We start from the raw sequence: 14,428 nt of genomic DNA on the forward strand, positions 1-14,428 counted from the left end.
TCCGCGGGGCGCGGGTTCGCCGCGTCAGGCTCAGAACACGACCCAGCGATAGACGGCGTACAGGCAGGCGATCACCCCCAGGATGAGCCACCAGGGCTTCCGGGCGTAGGGGGCGTCCTCGCGCGAGATGTAGGTGTGGCAGTGCGGGCAGCGCTCCGATTCCTCGTGGATCGGGTTGCGGCAATAGGGGCAGGGGATCGTCTCGTCGCCGTCGTCGTCGTCCGGCTCGGGATCCTCCCGCTCGTCGTCGTCCCATACGTCGTCGTCGCCCCAGCGTGGCATGGCCGCCGATCCTCGTCTCGTCCGGACGCGTTGTTGGGATCCCCGTCGCCGCCCCTCGACCTTATCACCGGCGGCCGTCGGCGAGAACCCGCCCGTCCTCGAAGCGACCTCCGCCCGCCGATCGCGGCCGACTCACGCCTCGTCCGCCAGCCCGTCCGGGGCCTCCGGCGCGCGGGCCCGGCCCGGCTGCAATCCGATCGCCAGCCCGATCAGCAGGATCGAGCCGGTCGCGGCCGCCATGAGCGGGCCTCGCAGGTTGCGGGAAGGGGCCGCCGGCGTCTGGGCCTGGTGCACCAGGGTGCTCCCTACGAAATTCCGATCGTCGAAGAACTTGGCGTCTTCCAGCTTGCGGCGGACCTCCTCCTGCATCCGGGAAATCTCGTCGATCCGCCTCTTCTCCAGGTGGGCCGTCACGTCGTCGCGGCTCGCGACGGGCAGGGCGAGCAAGGCCCGGAGGCCGGCCTGCGTCTTCTTCAGGTCGGCCGCCTTCTCGGGGTCGCGCTCCCGGGCCAGGTCGAGGTCGACCTGGACCAGCCGCTCGGCCGTCGACCGGGCGAGATCCTCGGTCAGCGAGGTGAACGAGATCGCCGACGCGTCCTCGGGCGAGACGACGCCGGGCCGGCTCGACCGGGAAGTTTGCTCCGCGAGGCGCTCGGTTAGTTGATGCATCTCTTCGTCGAGACGCTTGGCGTAGTTATCCAGTCTTGAGATGAACCACCGCTGGTCACCGCTCTGGTAGTCGGACTGGAGATTCATGTAGCTCCCGACCACCGCGTTCACGACCGCCGCGGCCTCTTTCGGCGAGGGGGAGGCGTACGCGACGCGGATGAACAAGGTGTTCCTGGGATTCTCGACCCGCAGGCCGGCCCGGACTTCCTCGCGCGGCGAGGCCGAGTCCCTGGCCACGGCGGAGTTCGAGACGTCGAGATCCGAAAGGGCCGTATCCAGGATGGGATCCGAGGTGAGCGTGGCCATCTCGGTCTCGATGACGTGCTCCAGGCCGAGGCCCCGGTCCGGTCCCGAGGTCGAGAACAGCCCCGCCGGGGGCGGCGAGACGCGGATCATCGTATGGGCCTCGTATTCGGGCTGCACCAGGGCGAAAATCGCGCCGTCGACGGCGGCCGCCGCGATCAGCGAGACGAGCAGGAAGGCCGTCAGGCGTCGTCGGGTCGATCGGTGCGAGTCGGGCACGTTCATGGGCCGCGTTCCTCGGTCGTGCTGGAAGAATTCGTTGTTCAGGTTGATTCGGGACGGATAAGTTATCGTCGGGAATTCGGCCCGGAACAAGAGCCCGTGGCCGAAACGCCTCGGAGGGTCGGGCCCTGGCGGCGTGGCGCGGCGGGTCGTATGATCTCCACCCGATGCCGGAGAAGTCCGGGCGGATCGACGGGCGAAGGGAAGGGGGGCGCGTGGTGGAGACCTGGCTGAAGCGCGGGGCCGACCAGGCGGAGGCGACGGCGGCCGACGCCAAGGTCCGCGAGACGGTCGAGCGGATCCTGGACGACGTCTCCCGGCGCGGCGACGCGGCGGTCCGCGAGCTGTCTGTGAAGTTCGACGGCTGGGATCGCGAGGACTACCGCCTCTCCCCCGCCGAGATCGACGCCTGCCTCGCCGCGCTGAGCGCGCGCGACCTCCAGGACGTGGCGTTCGCGCAGGCCCAGGTGCGGAACTTCGCCCGGGTCCAGCGCGAGGCCCTGCGCGACGTGGAGGTGGAGACGCTCCCCGGCGTGATCCTCGGCCATCGGAACATCCCGGTGGGCTCGGCGGGCTGCTACGTGCCGGGGGGGAAGTACCCGCTGCTGGCCTCGGCCCACATGTCGGTCGTCACGGCCAAGGTGGCGGGGGTGCCCCGGGTCGTCACCTGCGCCCCGCCCTATCAGGGGAGGCCCGCCGCCGCGATCGTCGCGGCGCAGCACCTGGCGGGGGCCGACGCGATCTACTGCCTGGGGGGCGTGCAGGCGGTCGCCGCGATGGCGCTGGGGACCGAGACGATCGAGGCGGTCGACATGCTGGTCGGCCCCGGCAACGCGTTCGTCGCCGAGGCCAAGCGGCAGCTCTTCGGGCGGGTCGGGATCGACCTGTTCGCCGGGCCGACGGAGACCCTGGTGATCGCCGACGAGACGGTCGACGCCGAGCTGTGCGCGACCGACCTGCTGGGCCAGGCCGAGCACGGGCCGGACTCGCCGGCGATCCTGCTGACGACCTCGGAGACGCTCGCGCGGGGGACGATGGCCGAGGTGGAGCGGCTCCTGAAGATCCTCCCCACGGCGGCGGTCGCCCGCCAGGCCTGGGAGCGTCACGGCGCCGTCTGCGTCGCGGCCGACGACGCCGAGATGGTGCGGATCGCCGACCGGATCGCCTCGGAGCACGTCCAGGTCATGACCCGAGACCCGGACTACTTCCTGGCGAACATGCGGAACTACGGCGCCCTGTTCCTCGGCCCGCGCACCAACGTGGCGTTCGGCGACAAGGTGATCGGCACCAACCACACGCTGCCGACGAAGCGGGCCGCGCGGTACACCGGCGGGCTCTGGGTCGGCAAGTTCCTCAAGACGTGCACGTATCAGCGGGTGCTCACCGACGAGGCCTCGGCGCTCGTCGGCGGCTACTGCTCGCGGCTCTGCGCCCTGGAGGGGTTCGTCGGCCACGCCGAGCAGGCCAACATCCGCGTCCGGCGCCACGGGTGCCGCGAGGTCCCCTACGGCGGCGTCGTCCCGGCCGAGCTGGAGTGAGTGCGATCGTGGCCCGGAGCTTGGGAGGTCCGCCATGTCGTGGCATACGAGCGCCGTCCTGATCGGCGTGGATCGGTCGGACGGGATGGCGGAGTTCCTGGAAGAACTGGGCTTCCCCGAGGCGCGTCGCGTCCGGTCGGTCTCGTTCCAGGAGGCATCGGGCTTCGGCGACGCCGACGGCCCTTTGACGGTGGCCGTGGCGACCGTCGACGGCTGGACCTCGATCTGGGGCCCGCTGCTGGTCGCGGACGGGGAGGCGTTGCTGCGGGCCTCTCGGCAGGCCCCCGTCTTCACGCTCATCATGGAGGGGGGCTCGGGGACCTACAGCTTCGAGTGGTATCGGGACGGCTCCCGAGTCCGGCTCTGGCTGGCGCAGCGGGGCGAGGTCCTCCGGGAGGAGGGCGAGCCGCTGGCCGAGGAGCGCGAGACCTTAGGCGACGACGGCGACGGCGAGCAGCGGATCCTCAAGCTGATGGACTCGCTGACGGTCCCCTTCGAGCGCCTCGCCTCGGCGGAATACGACCTCTACGAACTCCCTTGCGACTGATCCTCACGCGACGCACGAGAATCCAGGAGCCGACGACATGGCGGAGCATGGCCGACGTATCGAGACGCTGTCCTTCAAGCCCAACGGCAAGGTCCCCAACAGCCGCTTCCCGGTGCTCATCCACCGCGCCGGGATCAAGGCCCCGCCGGGCGTCGACATGGCCGACGCCATCGAGGCCACGTTCCGCCGCCACGACTGGCTGAACAACTGGCGCGAGCTGGGGGTCTACGACTACTACCACTTCCACTCCACGACCCACGAGGTCCTGGGCATGGCGCGCGGGAGCATCACCCTCCGGCTGGGGGGCGAAGGGGGGACGGTCGTCGTCCTCGCGCCCGGCGACGTGGTGGTCCTCCCCGCCGGCACCTCGCACACCCGGCTGGAGAACTCGCCGGATTCCCACATGGTCGGCGGCTATCCCGAGGGCCGCGACTGGGATTTGATCCGCGACGAGGAGGTCACCGAAGCCGAGTCCCGCGCCGCGATCAAGCTCATCGGCAGCCTCCCCATCCCCGCCCGCGACCCCGTCACCGGCGAGCCCATGACCCTCTGGCGCGACGCGCCGCGGACCTACGGCATCCAGTTCTGAGGCAAGCCGGCCGGCCTTCCGGGGTCAGGAGGACGCCTTCTTGCGGGCCCGCTTCGCCTTGCCGGTGTTGGCGACGAACTGCTCGCCGGCGCGCGAGCCCGCCTGTTTCTTGGCGTCGGTCGCCTCGCGTTCGGCGGGGGTCAGCTCGTCCCAGGCCTTCCTGGGGAGGTAGCGGGCCGTCTCACCCTCGCGGACGGCGGGCTCGCCGTCCTTCGTGGTCCACTCCTCGTCGGTCCACTCCTCCAGGCTCTTCTGGGCCTCGGTCGCCTCGGCCTTGGACTTCGTGTAGCCGCCGCCGGCCTTCTTGTACGCGGCGGCCAGGAGCTGCGACTTGCGGGCGCTCCACTCGCCGGCCTTTCCCCCCTTGTCCCCGTCCTGGATCTCGGCCTTCAGGCGGTCGCGGAGTTCGGGGTCGGTGTAGGTCCTGGGCGACGACTTGCGGGCCGACTTCGCGGGGGCCTTGTTCGCGGACTTCTTCCTCGCGGGCATGGATCAGGCCCCCGCCTTCCGCGACGCCTTCTCCTTCTCCTGATGCTTGCGATACCGTTCCAGGAGCCGCGTCCCCTTGTCGGCGAGCTTGCGGGCGGCCTCGGGCGTCCTGGGGACGGGCTCGCCCCAGGCGTGGGCCTGGAGGGCCAGGCGCGTCGGCTTGCCGTCGTCGTCGCGCAAGGGGCCGCGCAGGGTGGCGAAATGGCGGCGGAGGAACGAGCCCTTGCGCTTCATCTCATCGGGCGTCATGTCGCTCAGCCGCTTCTTCACGCCCGGCTTGAGCTTCGCTCCCTCGGCCTTGCGGTAGTGCTCGCGGCCGGCGGCGGTGAGGCCCCCCTTGGGATCCTTGCGGGCCTTGGTCCTGGTCGTCATCGGCGGGTCCTCTCGCCAGCCGCGCGGGCGGGGCTCGTCCATCGGGATGGTAATGGTCGGCGTCTCCGGATGCGAGGAGACGCATCAAGCAAGATCCGCGCCGGCCGCCGCGAGGGTGCCCGGGATCTCAAGGGGAAGGCGCCGGGAGCCCCCCTGCGGGGGATTTTCCGCGTCGCGGTCAGGCCCGCGGCCTGGGACGCCTCCGAGGGGGCGCGCCGGCCGTTCCGGAAGGTCGCCTGGCTGAATCGGCCGGTCCTGTGTACAATTCGGCGCGACCACCGGAAACATGCACAGGTGTTGTCGTGCGTGATCCGGGACCGCAAGGAGAGGATCGAGCGCGAGCGCACGGAGACCGCAACGGATTGAGGGGTGCAACGATGCGTCTTTGCCTGGTCGAGGATCTCGCGGCGGCCGATCTTGAGCCCTTGACGCTCACGCGGCCGGTTTACGACCTGTGGCTCGGCTGTTCGTCGCTGGGCGAGAAGATCGCCAGGGCGTTCGGGGTCGGCCCCGGCCCCAACCGCCGGGGGGCCCTGGTCCGGGCCTCGCTGGCGGAGGTCCAGCGCCGACGCGAGCCGCACGTGGTGTTCAACGACCGCGACTGGCTGGCCCGGGGCCCGCTGGTCGTCGCGCGGGGCCGCTGGGTCCCGCCCGAAGGGTTCGAGCCCCCCGGGGGCGGCCCCTGGGTGGGCCTCTGCGACGGCCGGCCGGCCTGCGCCTGGGTCGGCCCCGACGACGTGCTCGACCTGGAGACGGGCGACGTGGACGGCTGGTTCGACCGGATCCTGGCCCGGTACTCGGGCGAGGAGGTCGGCGGCGAGTGGATCGACCGGCCCTGGGACCTGGTCGCGGCCAACGCCCGGCACCTGGAGCGCGACTTCGCCCGCGAGAGCCGCCCGGCGGTGACCAACCGCCAGCTCGCCACCCTGGCCCTGGTCGGCCCGTCGGACCGCCTCCGGCTGCACGACACGGCCCGCATCGACCCGTACACGGTCTTCGACACCACCAACGGGCCGATCGTCGTCGGCCCCGGCGTGTGGGTCCAGCCGTTCACGCGGGTCGAGGGCCCGTGCTACATCGGCCCCGACTCCCAGCTCTTCCGGGCCAACATCCGCGGGGCGGTCTCCATCGGCCCCCAGTGCCGGATCGGCGGCGAGGTGGAGGCGTCGATCGTCCAGGGCTTCTCCAACAAGTATCACGAGGGGTTCCTCGGCCACGCCTACGTCGGCGAGTGGGTCAACCTGGGGGCGATCACCTCCAACAGCGACCTCCGCAACGACTACGGCGAGGTGATGGTCCCGCTCCGGGGGGATCCGGTCCCGACCGGCCAGGCCAAGGTCGGCTGCTTCATCGGCGACCACACCCGCACCGGCATGGGCTCGATGCTCAACACCGGGACCTCCATCGGCGTGATGTGCAACGTGCTGCCGGCGGGCCTGCTCCTCCCCAAGCACGTCCCCTCGTTCACCGCCGTGATGTACGGCCGCGTCGCCCCCGGCTTCGCCATCGACGACCTGTTCAACACGGCGCGGATCGTCGCCGGCCGCCGCGGCCGGACGTTCGACGACGTCGACGAGCGGCTCTACCGCACCCTGTTCGAACAGACCCGCCTGGAGCGCGAGCGCGCCTTCCAGCGGGCCAACCACCCCCGCCGCGACTCCTGGCCCGTCCTCCAGGCCGGCCGCGGCTGAGGCGTCGAGGCGCCTCCCCGTCGGCGGGGCCGTCTCACCCGCCGCCGGGCGTCCGCAAGGGCGGCGCAACCCGCGACGCGGCGGCGAGCAGCACGACCACGCCGAGGGCGAACGCGACGTTGTGGGCCAGCTTGGCCCCGGTCGACACGTCGCCGAGGGGCGCGATCAGGAACGCCTCCCAGCAGCGGGTGAGGAGCGGCCCGGCCGCCAGGGCCAGCCGATGCCGGGGCCCCCAGCGCTCGCTGTGGGACCATCGCCAGGCCGCCGTCGCCAGGGCGGCGGTCAGGCCGAGCGTCGCCGCGACGCCCCACCAGCCCTCGCCCGCGAACGCGGGGAGGCTGAACGCCGAGGTCGACGCGAACCCGACGAGCCAGGGATTCGGCGCGGGGCGGTCGATCGCCGCGGCGGGCCGTCGGCCGACGGCGAACGCGGCGACGGCCAGCGCCAGTGCCGTCGCGGCGGCCCCGCTCAGCTGGGTCGGCGTCGGGACGAAGTGCTCGCTCTCGACGTGGTCCATCAGGATCAGGGCCGACGCCGCGACGTAGAGGAAGGCTGCGAACGCCAGCCCGCGACGCCCCAGCCAGGGCGTCGCCGCGCGCTCGGGGACGAACGCCTCCATCACCGCGATCGGCGCGCCGATGCTCCAGACGGCGTGGCCCAGGATGAAGCTGACCGCCAGGAACCCGCCGACGCCGAGCGCGGGGAGATACGTCGGAGCCAGAAGGTCGTCCCAGTACTCGATGTCGCGGTACGACGCGTTGAACAGCGAGTGGTCCACCAGCCCGGCCTGCACCACGCCGAACGCCAGGCCCAGCAGGAGGATCGTCGGCCAGCCCCTCCCGGTGCGCCGGGCGGCCTCGCGGATCAGGATCGCCGGGGCGCCGTAGAGCGGCGCGAGGACCCAGAGCCCCGCGACCAGCTCCCAGAAATCGCCGGTCGACGTGTCGTACCCGGCCAGGTACTCGGCCGTCGCCGGGGCGAGCACGAACAGCCCGAAGGCCGGCGCGAGCCGCCTCCACCGCGACGGGGATCCCACGACATCCATCGGCGAGCCCTCCGGGTCCGAGTTGCGATGCAGGATCTTCGCCCCGGCCGGCCCGGCATTGGGTGATTTCGGGATGCGAGGGCGGGGGCCGCCACGGCGCGCGGCTTGCGTGACGGTCGATCACGAGCACGCGGAAGGCAATTCAAGGAACAAGGCGACCATCATGAGCGGCGATCACCTGGCGACGTACCTGACGGACCACATGGCCGGCTCGACGGCGGCCCTGGAGCTGCTGGAGCGGCTCAAGGCCGAGTACGAGGGCGACCCGGTCGCCGCGACCGCGACCCGTCTCATCGCGGAGATCGGCGACGAGCGCAAGGTCCTCGACGGCCTGGCCGAACGGATCGGCGCTTCGGTCACGCTCCCGCGCAAGGCGGCCTCGTGGATCACCGAGAAGGCCGCGCAGCTCAAACTCCTCTACGACGACCCGAAGGGGGGCCCGCTCCGCCACCTGGAGAGCTTCGAGGCGCTCTCGCTGGGCATCGAGGGCAAGCGGCTCCTCTGGCGGGCCCTGGCCACGGCCTCGGCCCGCCGCCGGGAACTGGTCGGCCCCGATTACGACGGCCTCGTCGCCCAGGCCGAGGACCAGCGCCGCCGCGTCGAGGCCCACCGCCTCGCCGCCGCCGCGGAGGCGCTGACGGGCCGTCCCGAGAGTCCGTCGGCGTGAACGAACGACGTCGCTCCACCGCCGATAGGTAAGACATGCGAATGCCAATACCTTTCCCCATCGGCGGGGTCAGGTGGCCCGAAGGGCCGGACGAGGGGGCGGGCGAGCAAGAAAACCGGCGCAGGATCGGCCAGGTCGGCCTTCGCGAATCGTCCTTCTCCCCTTGTGGGAGAAGGTGCCGCGCAGCGGCGGATGAGGGGGCGGGTGCGAGAAGCCGTTGCCTCCTCGCGCCGTCCGCCTGGATGGTCCCCCTCATCCGCCCCTACGGGGCACCTTCCCCCACCGGTGGGGAAGGGAGGGCATGTTCATCTAAACGTACTTCCCCCACCGAGGGGGTAGGGAGTCGCGCGAAATCCGTCGGGATGTTTGAGGCGCGATCGCGAGGCCGGCGGCCGTCCTCAGGGCCTCTCGTCCAGCTTCTTCGACAACTCGCCGAGCTGGTGGCTGATGTGCTGGAGTTGACGCTTCAGCTCCCACATGGTCGGTTGCTTCGGGGCGTCGCGGCGGGTCGTGGCCTGGGGGAGTCGGGCGTGAGGGGCGGGGGAGTGGAGCGGGCTCGGAATCCGGGGGGTGGAAGGGGCGTCGTCGGGAGTCTCGCCGCCGCCGCCCTCGATGCGCCGGGCGATGAGCCGGTCGCCGGGCTGGAGGCGATGGTTGACGGCGCCTTCCGAGCCTTTGAGGATCGCATCGACGTCGACGGTCTCCGTCTTCTCCTGGCCGGGCTCGGGCCGGTCGCGGACGAGCAGGACGTCGGCGTCGTCCGCCAGGCCGCCGGCCAGGACCACGGCGTCGAGGATGGTCTCGGAACCGGTGCAGTGGAAGCGATCCGGGTTCCGAAACGCGCCGATCAGGTAGTAGAACTGGCTGTTGTACGCCGTGACGTCCACGAACACCCTGTCGGTGTTCCCGGGAGCGATCGGGACGGGCTTGTCGGTTTTGGGATCAAATTCGACGAGCCCGAGGAGATCGTCGCTCAGGTATTTCATCAGGTGCCGGACGATCTTCTCCTTGACCTCCGGGATCGTCAGGCCGGCGACGTGGACGTCGCCGTAGAAGCCCAGCGAGAGATTGCCGTCCGGGCGGACGAGGCGCTCGCCCGAGATCGGCCGGCCTGGCAGGGCCTCCAGCACCTCGACGAGGAGCAGGTCGGGCGGCTGGACGACGTAGGGGCGGAAGACCCGCGGCGGCGTCTGGCCGGCCTCTTCCGCCGCCGGGGCCGCCGCGACGGCGGGCTCCTCCGGGGGAGTCCCCGCGCGGCCCAGGCCGACGATCGCGATGAGGGCCAGCGCCGAGGCGGCGCCCGCTTGAGCAAGCTTGAACATGAACATCCTCCGGAGGACGTGTCGGGAAAGCTCGACGGCGCGGACGCCGACGAGGCCCAGGGCCGGGCGGCCCGCCAGGGTTTCGGCCGCCGCACTCGCCGCGCCTCGGACGAGCGCGACGGGGACGGCCGGCATGACGATCGATTCGGACTCGACCCCCTCGGGCGCGAGGCCCCGGCGCGCGAGGCGGCGGCGGAGCAGGTCGCGGGCGCGGGCGGAACGGCTGCGGACGGTGCCGAGCGGGCAGCCCAGCCGGGCGGCGGCCTGCTCGTGGGTCAGGCCCTCCCAGTAGCAGAGGACGACGACCTCGCGGTATCGCGACGGCAGCCGGCCGACCTCCTCGCGGACGGCGCGGTCGGCGTCGAGTTCGGGGGCGTCCGGGGCGACGACGGCCAGCACGCCTCGCGCCCGCTCGTGCTTCCGCCGCCGCGCCGCGTCCACTCGCGCCCGGGCCGCGACCCGAGTCGCGATCCCGTGCAGCCAGCCGCCGACGGATTCCAGCCGGCGCGCCTCGCGGAGCCGGCGGGCCAGGACCAGGAACGTCGCCTGGAAGGCGTCGTCGGCGTCGGCCGCGTCGCCCAGCGTCCCGCGGCAGACGCGATGGACCATGGGCCCGTGGCGGTCGACGATCGCTTCGAAGAGCGCCTCGGCCTCCTCGCCCGTCGCCGCGCCGGCCCGACGCAGGAGTTCGCCGTCGGTCAGGCCGGCGAGCGTGCCCGACCGGAAGAGCGTCGTCATGTCCCGCAGCCGTCGCCCGGCCGAACCTTCCGCCATGCCCGCCTCCCGTACGGCCTCGCGTCTCGCCCCTTTCCGCCGACCCCCATAGTGCCGCAAGGGGGGCCGGGCTATCCAGGAATCCCGGCGGTTTCGCGGGAATCCCCGGCCGGCCGAGGTCCCCCGGCCGGATTCGGCCCCTGCTGCCGGATCGCCGCGAGCGTTTTATACTGGGCGGGGGTGGCCGACGGGCGGCCGGAGAGGCTTATCGGGGGCGATCATGGCCGGGAAGAAGCGGGCGAAGCCGAAGCGACCTTTGCCGCCGAGCCAGCGGCGCGGGGTGCGGATCTACACGCTGAAAGTCACCCTGATCCGGGGCCCGATCTCCGACGAGTTCGATCGCGCCAACCCGGTCGTCTCGCGGACCCTCGCGATGCGCGGCGACCAGACCCTGGCCGACCTCCACTGGGCCGTCTTCGACGCCTTCGACCGCGACGACGAGCACATGTACGAGTTCCAGTTCGGCGAGCGGCCGATGGACCCTCGCGCCCGATGCTACGGGATGGCCGAGGACACCAGCCTGGAGCTCGACCATCGCTCCCGGCTGGCCGACCACGCCCGCCTCGACGACGTGGGCCTGATCGTCGGCCTGACCTTCTTCTACTGGTTCGACTTCGGCGACGACTGGTGGCACCGGATCCAGGTCGTCGCGATCGAGAACGCGCCCCCCGGGGGCGCCTACCCGCGCGAGGTCGGCCGGGTCGGCCCCAGCCCGCCGCAGTCCAGCTACGACGAGGACTCGGGCCGGGACGAGGACGACCCCGAAGGCGAGGAAGACCCGGACGACGAGCACGACGCCGGCCTGGACGACCTGGACTTCGACGAGCTGGAAGCGCTCGCCGACGAGGATCTCCTGGAGGAGGCCGAATTCCTCAAGCAGAAGTTCCCCCAACTGTCCGAAGGGGACCTGATCGACTTCCTGAAGGAGGCCGAGGAATTCCTCAGGAAGGAAGCGCCGGAGCTGCTCGACGAGGTGGACGACGACGAGCCCCCGCCCGACTCGCGGAAGCCCGAGGCGACCTGACGATCAGGGGGGAGATCCCTGTTCCGCGACGCGATCGAGATCGCCGCCGAGCCGGACGCCCTGTTCGAGCTGACCCAGGATTACGCGAGGCTGCTCGACGGGGCCTCGCGGCCGGGGGTCGGCGTCCGGGCCTCGTGCGTGGCGCGCAACGGCCTGGGGATGGAGACGCGCCACGTCTCGTTCAACCCCCTCTCGGCCTGCGCCGTCGAGATGACGCGCGGGCCCTGGTTCCTGCGGAGCGTCGCCGGCTCCTGACGGGCCTGCTCCGCCTGGCGTTCACGCGCGACACCCGCCGCCTGCGGGCGCTGCAGCGGGCGGGCGAATTTGATGGTTTTCGCCGATTTGCGGAGATTTCGCTTGGTCGTCGCCTCGTCCGGGGTTTCAATGCACTCCCGGATCGATCGGGGGGCGCGATCCGTCGGGCGTCGTCGGCGTTCGCCGGCGTCCGGGGCCGAAGGAGGTGAGATCGCTCCCCTCGTGGGGGTGGCCGATGCGGAGAGCCTCGCTTCGCGGGTTCGTGGCCCTGGCGGCCTGCCTGACCCTGGCGTCGGACCGGGCGGCGGCCGGCCCGGTGTCGTACAGCGTCCTCGTCACGCTCGATTTCGAGTTCTCGCTGACGGCCGACCAGTCGGTCGAGATCGGTCCGCCGGTGGTCTTCGGGCTCCCGATCGTGATCGGCGACGCGGGGGGGGATTTCAGCGACGCCGGGGTCCAGACCGATTTCCCGCTGGGGGAGGTCTTCGGGCCGGTGAACCCGCTCAGCGACGACGGGCGGTTCCGCATCCACCTGTTCGGCGGCGTCAGCGCCTTCGCCGATCCGCCGGGGTTCAGCTACGCCCTGTTCATCCAGGAGGTCGTCGGGTTCTTCACCTTCCGGAACTACTCGGAGAACGCCGCCGATATCACCTTGAACTGGAACGGCACGTACTCGCTGCTGGCGGACGGGGATTCTTCGAGCGCCTCGATCCTCGTCGAGGCGACGACGACCCCCGACGGGGGCGATCCGACGGTCTTCAAGCTGATCGAGGACGGCCTGGTCAACGACGACTCCCGGCTCGTGAACGTGCCCCAGGACGGCACCAACGAGCTGATCGTCTCCCTGGCCGGGGCCTCTCGGGGCGCGAACGGCCTCACGCCGGCGGCCACGCAGTTGAAGCTGGAGGCCATCGCCACGGCATCGGCCCAGGTCGTCCCCGAGCCTTCGGCCTGGATCCCGGCGAGCCTGGCGACGCTCGCCGGCCTCGGCACCTGGCGCGCCCGGCGTCCATCTCGACGGTCCTCGGCCGCATGATCGGCCTCCCGCTCCCTCCCCCCCACCCGCCGCGGGGCCGACGATGACCGGGTCGGCCTGTGCGGAATCTGCGGCGCGGCCTTCAACCCGGCCCCTTCCCCTGGCCGCCGCCCCGAACTCCCGGCCGGCCGGCCGTGTCCCTGTTCGGTCGGGGCCGCCGGTTCGGATCGGCCCGGGGTCGAATCCCCTTGCCGGCCCCCCTAGGATGAAAGAATACAAACGAGCCGGCCGGATCGGATCCGGGCCGGCGGGCGGGAACGGGACTTCATTCGGTCGGATCGCGACGAGAATAGAGGAGAGATGACCACGTCAGCCTCGCGGGCGGAGCAGGGGAGCGGGACCGGGGGAGCCCGGCAAACGGGGGCCCTCACGGAGGATCGGGCGGGTCGCGAGGCTGGAGAGGCGACGGCGGCCGTCGCGCGCGAGCCGGCCTCGGCCCCCATTCCCGTCGTCCACGTCGCGAGGACGCCCGACGTCCGGGCCTACGTCTACCTGGGGATCATGATCGTCCTGGGCTCCACGACCTCGCCGCTGGCCCAGGTGGCGGTCCGGCAGCTGCCGATCGGGCTGGTGCCGCTCCTGCGGTTCGGCTCGGCGGGGCTCTGCCTGCTGCCGTTCCTGGGGGGGATCGGGCCGGTCCGCGAGCTGATCCGGCGCGATTGGCGGCGGCTGGCCCTGGTGGCGGCCTGCTGCGTGCCGATCAACCAGTTCTTCTTCCTGACCGCCGCCAAGCTCGGCACCAACGCGCACGTCGGGCTCTTCTACGCCACGGTGCCCTTGATCGTCTGGCTGCTGGCCTGGATGCTCGGCCATGAGGCGCTCGACCTGGGCCGGCTGGGGGGGATCCTCATCAGCATCGCCGGCGTCCTGGTCATCGGCCTGGGAAACATCCTCGGGGCCGACGCCGCGCGGACGCCCGCCCAGGCGCACGACGTGATGATCGCCGACCTCTTGCTGATCGGCGCGGTGATCTCGTGGGGGGCTTACGTCACCCTCAGCCGGCCTCTGGTCGTCCGCCACGGGGCGCTTCCCACGCTGGCGGGGACGTTCCTGGTCGGCTGCCTGATGCAGGTCCCGATCTCGGTCCTGACGGCCCCGAGCTGGGGCCCGCAGCTCCGCGGGGCGTCGACCGCCGCCTGGATCTGCCTGGGCGTCCTGGCCCTGGTGATGACGCCGATCAACCTGGCCCTGCAGAACCTCTCCCTGAAGCGGCTCGACGCCAGCCAGGTCGCCGCGTTCAGCAACGTCGCCCCCGTGCTCACCGTGGTCTGGGGCGTCTGGCTGTTCGGCGAGACCCTCTCGACGGCCCTGGTCGTCGGCGGCGTCCTGACCCTCGCCGGCGTCTGCTGGACCAGCCGGCCCGCCGGCAGGCGCGCCGCCCTGACCCAGATCCCCGCCCCCGCGCCCGCCGCCGCCTGCGCGGCGAATTGAGGCCCGTCGGGTGCCACGGGTTCTCCGAACCCGTGGATCGGCGTCGGGCCGCTCCCGAGCCTTCGCCGAGATCCCATGCCGGTCCACGGGTTCTCCGAACCCGTGGCACCCCGGCCCGGCCCCGACGTCCCAGGGACGGCGGTGATCGGGGCAGCCTCGCGGCTCGCGAGGG

The 14,428-nt window shown here is 71.9% G+C and carries 14 protein-coding genes; 8 read left to right on the plus strand and 6 right to left on the minus strand.

Annotated features, from left to right (window positions below; translation table 11 throughout):
• Window positions 1–30: 30 nt before the first annotated feature.
• Together G6O68_RS20270 and G6O68_RS20275 are read right to left on the minus strand one after the other, a co-directional pair.
• Window positions 31–282 (minus strand): zinc ribbon domain-containing protein, encoded by a 252-nt coding sequence (locus G6O68_RS20270; RefSeq protein ID WP_165250464.1) that lies wholly within the window; start codon window positions 280–282, stop codon window positions 31–33.
• 132 nt (window positions 283–414) lie between these two features.
• Window positions 415–1,479 carry a hypothetical protein gene (locus G6O68_RS20275; RefSeq protein ID WP_165250465.1) on the minus strand — a complete coding sequence of 355 codons (1,065 nt, stop codon included), beginning with the start codon at window positions 1,477–1,479 and terminating at the stop codon, window positions 415–417.
• Between the two features lie 215 nt (window positions 1,480–1,694).
• Here G6O68_RS20275 and hisD point away from each other — a divergent pair, with 215 nt between their 5' ends.
• The 3 genes from hisD to G6O68_RS20290 are packed head-to-tail and all read left to right on the plus strand — an operon-like array spanning window position 1,695 to window position 4,150.
• Window positions 1,695–3,014, plus strand: a complete 1,320-nt coding sequence (gene hisD, locus G6O68_RS20280) for a histidinol dehydrogenase (protein WP_165250515.1) — start codon at window positions 1,695–1,697, stop codon at window positions 3,012–3,014.
• A 34-nt stretch (window positions 3,015–3,048) separates the two neighbouring features.
• The gene (locus G6O68_RS20285; RefSeq protein ID WP_165250466.1) at window positions 3,049–3,561 is read left to right on the plus strand and encodes a hypothetical protein; all 513 of its coding nucleotides are present in this window, start codon (window positions 3,049–3,051) and stop codon (window positions 3,559–3,561) included.
• A 37-nt stretch (window positions 3,562–3,598) separates the two neighbouring features.
• Entirely contained in the window at window positions 3,599–4,150 is a 552-nt protein-coding gene (locus tag G6O68_RS20290; RefSeq protein ID WP_165250467.1) for a hypothetical protein, read from the plus strand.
• Window positions 4,151–4,174: 24 nt separating this feature from the next.
• On the opposite strand, the gene G6O68_RS20295 is transcribed toward G6O68_RS20290, so the two are convergent.
• Window positions 4,175–4,639 (minus strand): DUF5872 domain-containing protein, encoded by a 465-nt coding sequence (locus G6O68_RS20295; protein WP_165250468.1) that lies wholly within the window; start codon window positions 4,637–4,639, stop codon window positions 4,175–4,177.
• 3 nt (window positions 4,640–4,642) lie between these two features.
• Complete coding sequence (locus G6O68_RS20300) at window positions 4,643–5,011, minus strand: DUF6321 domain-containing protein (RefSeq protein ID WP_165250469.1); 369 nt, start codon at window positions 5,009–5,011, stop codon at window positions 4,643–4,645.
• A gap of 377 nt (window positions 5,012–5,388) precedes the next feature.
• Here G6O68_RS20300 and G6O68_RS20305 point away from each other — a divergent pair, with 377 nt between their 5' ends.
• Window positions 5,389–6,702, plus strand: coding sequence for a putative sugar nucleotidyl transferase (locus tag G6O68_RS20305; RefSeq protein ID WP_165250470.1), 1,314 nt, complete (start codon window positions 5,389–5,391; stop codon window positions 6,700–6,702).
• A gap of 34 nt (window positions 6,703–6,736) precedes the next feature.
• Here G6O68_RS20305 and G6O68_RS20310 read toward each other — a convergent pair whose 3' ends face one another.
• The gene (locus G6O68_RS20310; protein WP_165250471.1) at window positions 6,737–7,747 is read right to left on the minus strand and encodes a hypothetical protein; all 1,011 of its coding nucleotides are present in this window, start codon (window positions 7,745–7,747) and stop codon (window positions 6,737–6,739) included.
• Window positions 7,748–7,910: 163 nt separating this feature from the next.
• Here G6O68_RS20310 and G6O68_RS20315 point away from each other — a divergent pair, with 163 nt between their 5' ends.
• The gene (locus G6O68_RS20315) at window positions 7,911–8,414 is read left to right on the plus strand and encodes a hypothetical protein (RefSeq protein ID WP_165250472.1); all 504 of its coding nucleotides are present in this window, start codon (window positions 7,911–7,913) and stop codon (window positions 8,412–8,414) included.
• Between the two features lie 398 nt (window positions 8,415–8,812).
• Here the strand turns inward: G6O68_RS20315 and G6O68_RS20320 are convergent, their stop codons facing one another.
• Window positions 8,813–10,510 (minus strand): sigma-70 family RNA polymerase sigma factor, encoded by a 1,698-nt coding sequence (locus G6O68_RS20320; protein ID WP_165250473.1) that lies wholly within the window; start codon window positions 10,508–10,510, stop codon window positions 8,813–8,815.
• A 220-nt stretch (window positions 10,511–10,730) separates the two neighbouring features.
• On the opposite strand from G6O68_RS20320, the gene G6O68_RS20325 reads away from it, so the two are divergent.
• From G6O68_RS20325 to G6O68_RS20335, 3 genes are all read left to right on the plus strand, one after another.
• Entirely contained in the window at window positions 10,731–11,534 is an 804-nt protein-coding gene (locus tag G6O68_RS20325) for a plasmid pRiA4b ORF-3 family protein (protein WP_165250474.1), read from the plus strand.
• Window positions 11,535–12,024: 490 nt separating this feature from the next.
• On the plus strand, window positions 12,025–12,825 hold the full coding sequence (locus G6O68_RS20330) for a hypothetical protein (protein WP_165250475.1): 801 nt from the start codon (window positions 12,025–12,027) through the stop codon (window positions 12,823–12,825).
• Between the two features lie 300 nt (window positions 12,826–13,125).
• The gene (locus G6O68_RS20335; protein ID WP_165250476.1) at window positions 13,126–14,256 is read left to right on the plus strand and encodes a DMT family transporter; all 1,131 of its coding nucleotides are present in this window, start codon (window positions 13,126–13,128) and stop codon (window positions 14,254–14,256) included.
• Window positions 14,257–14,428: the final 172 nt, after the last annotated feature.

The sequence above is a fragment of the Paludisphaera soli genome (assembly GCF_011064595.1).
Taxonomy (GTDB): domain Bacteria; phylum Planctomycetota; class Planctomycetia; order Isosphaerales; family Isosphaeraceae; genus Paludisphaera; species Paludisphaera soli.

What these genes read in the sequence shown, in the direction of transcription:
- G6O68_RS20270 (WP_165250464.1), bottom strand. Translation starts at nt 282, where the DNA reads ATGCCACGCTGGGGCGACGACGACGTATGGGACGACGACGAGCGGGAG.
- G6O68_RS20275 (WP_165250465.1), bottom strand. Translation starts at nt 1,479, where the DNA reads ATGAACGTGCCCGACTCGCACCGATCGACCCGACGACGCCTGACGGCC.
- G6O68_RS20285 (WP_165250466.1), top strand. Translation starts at nt 3,049, where the DNA reads ATGTCGTGGCATACGAGCGCCGTCCTGATCGGCGTGGATCGGTCGGAC.
- G6O68_RS20290 (WP_165250467.1), top strand. Translation starts at nt 3,599, where the DNA reads ATGGCGGAGCATGGCCGACGTATCGAGACGCTGTCCTTCAAGCCCAAC.
- G6O68_RS20295 (WP_165250468.1), bottom strand. Translation starts at nt 4,639, where the DNA reads ATGCCCGCGAGGAAGAAGTCCGCGAACAAGGCCCCCGCGAAGTCGGCC.
- G6O68_RS20300 (WP_165250469.1), bottom strand. Translation starts at nt 5,011, where the DNA reads ATGACGACCAGGACCAAGGCCCGCAAGGATCCCAAGGGGGGCCTCACC.
- G6O68_RS20305 (WP_165250470.1), top strand. Translation starts at nt 5,389, where the DNA reads ATGCGTCTTTGCCTGGTCGAGGATCTCGCGGCGGCCGATCTTGAGCCC.
- G6O68_RS20310 (WP_165250471.1), bottom strand. Translation starts at nt 7,747, where the DNA reads ATGGATGTCGTGGGATCCCCGTCGCGGTGGAGGCGGCTCGCGCCGGCC.
- G6O68_RS20315 (WP_165250472.1), top strand. Translation starts at nt 7,911, where the DNA reads ATGAGCGGCGATCACCTGGCGACGTACCTGACGGACCACATGGCCGGC.
- G6O68_RS20320 (WP_165250473.1), bottom strand. Translation starts at nt 10,510, where the DNA reads ATGGCGGAAGGTTCGGCCGGGCGACGGCTGCGGGACATGACGACGCTC.
- G6O68_RS20325 (WP_165250474.1), top strand. Translation starts at nt 10,731, where the DNA reads ATGGCCGGGAAGAAGCGGGCGAAGCCGAAGCGACCTTTGCCGCCGAGC.
- G6O68_RS20330 (WP_165250475.1), top strand. Translation starts at nt 12,025, where the DNA reads ATGCGGAGAGCCTCGCTTCGCGGGTTCGTGGCCCTGGCGGCCTGCCTG.
- G6O68_RS20335 (WP_165250476.1), top strand. Translation starts at nt 13,126, where the DNA reads ATGACCACGTCAGCCTCGCGGGCGGAGCAGGGGAGCGGGACCGGGGGA.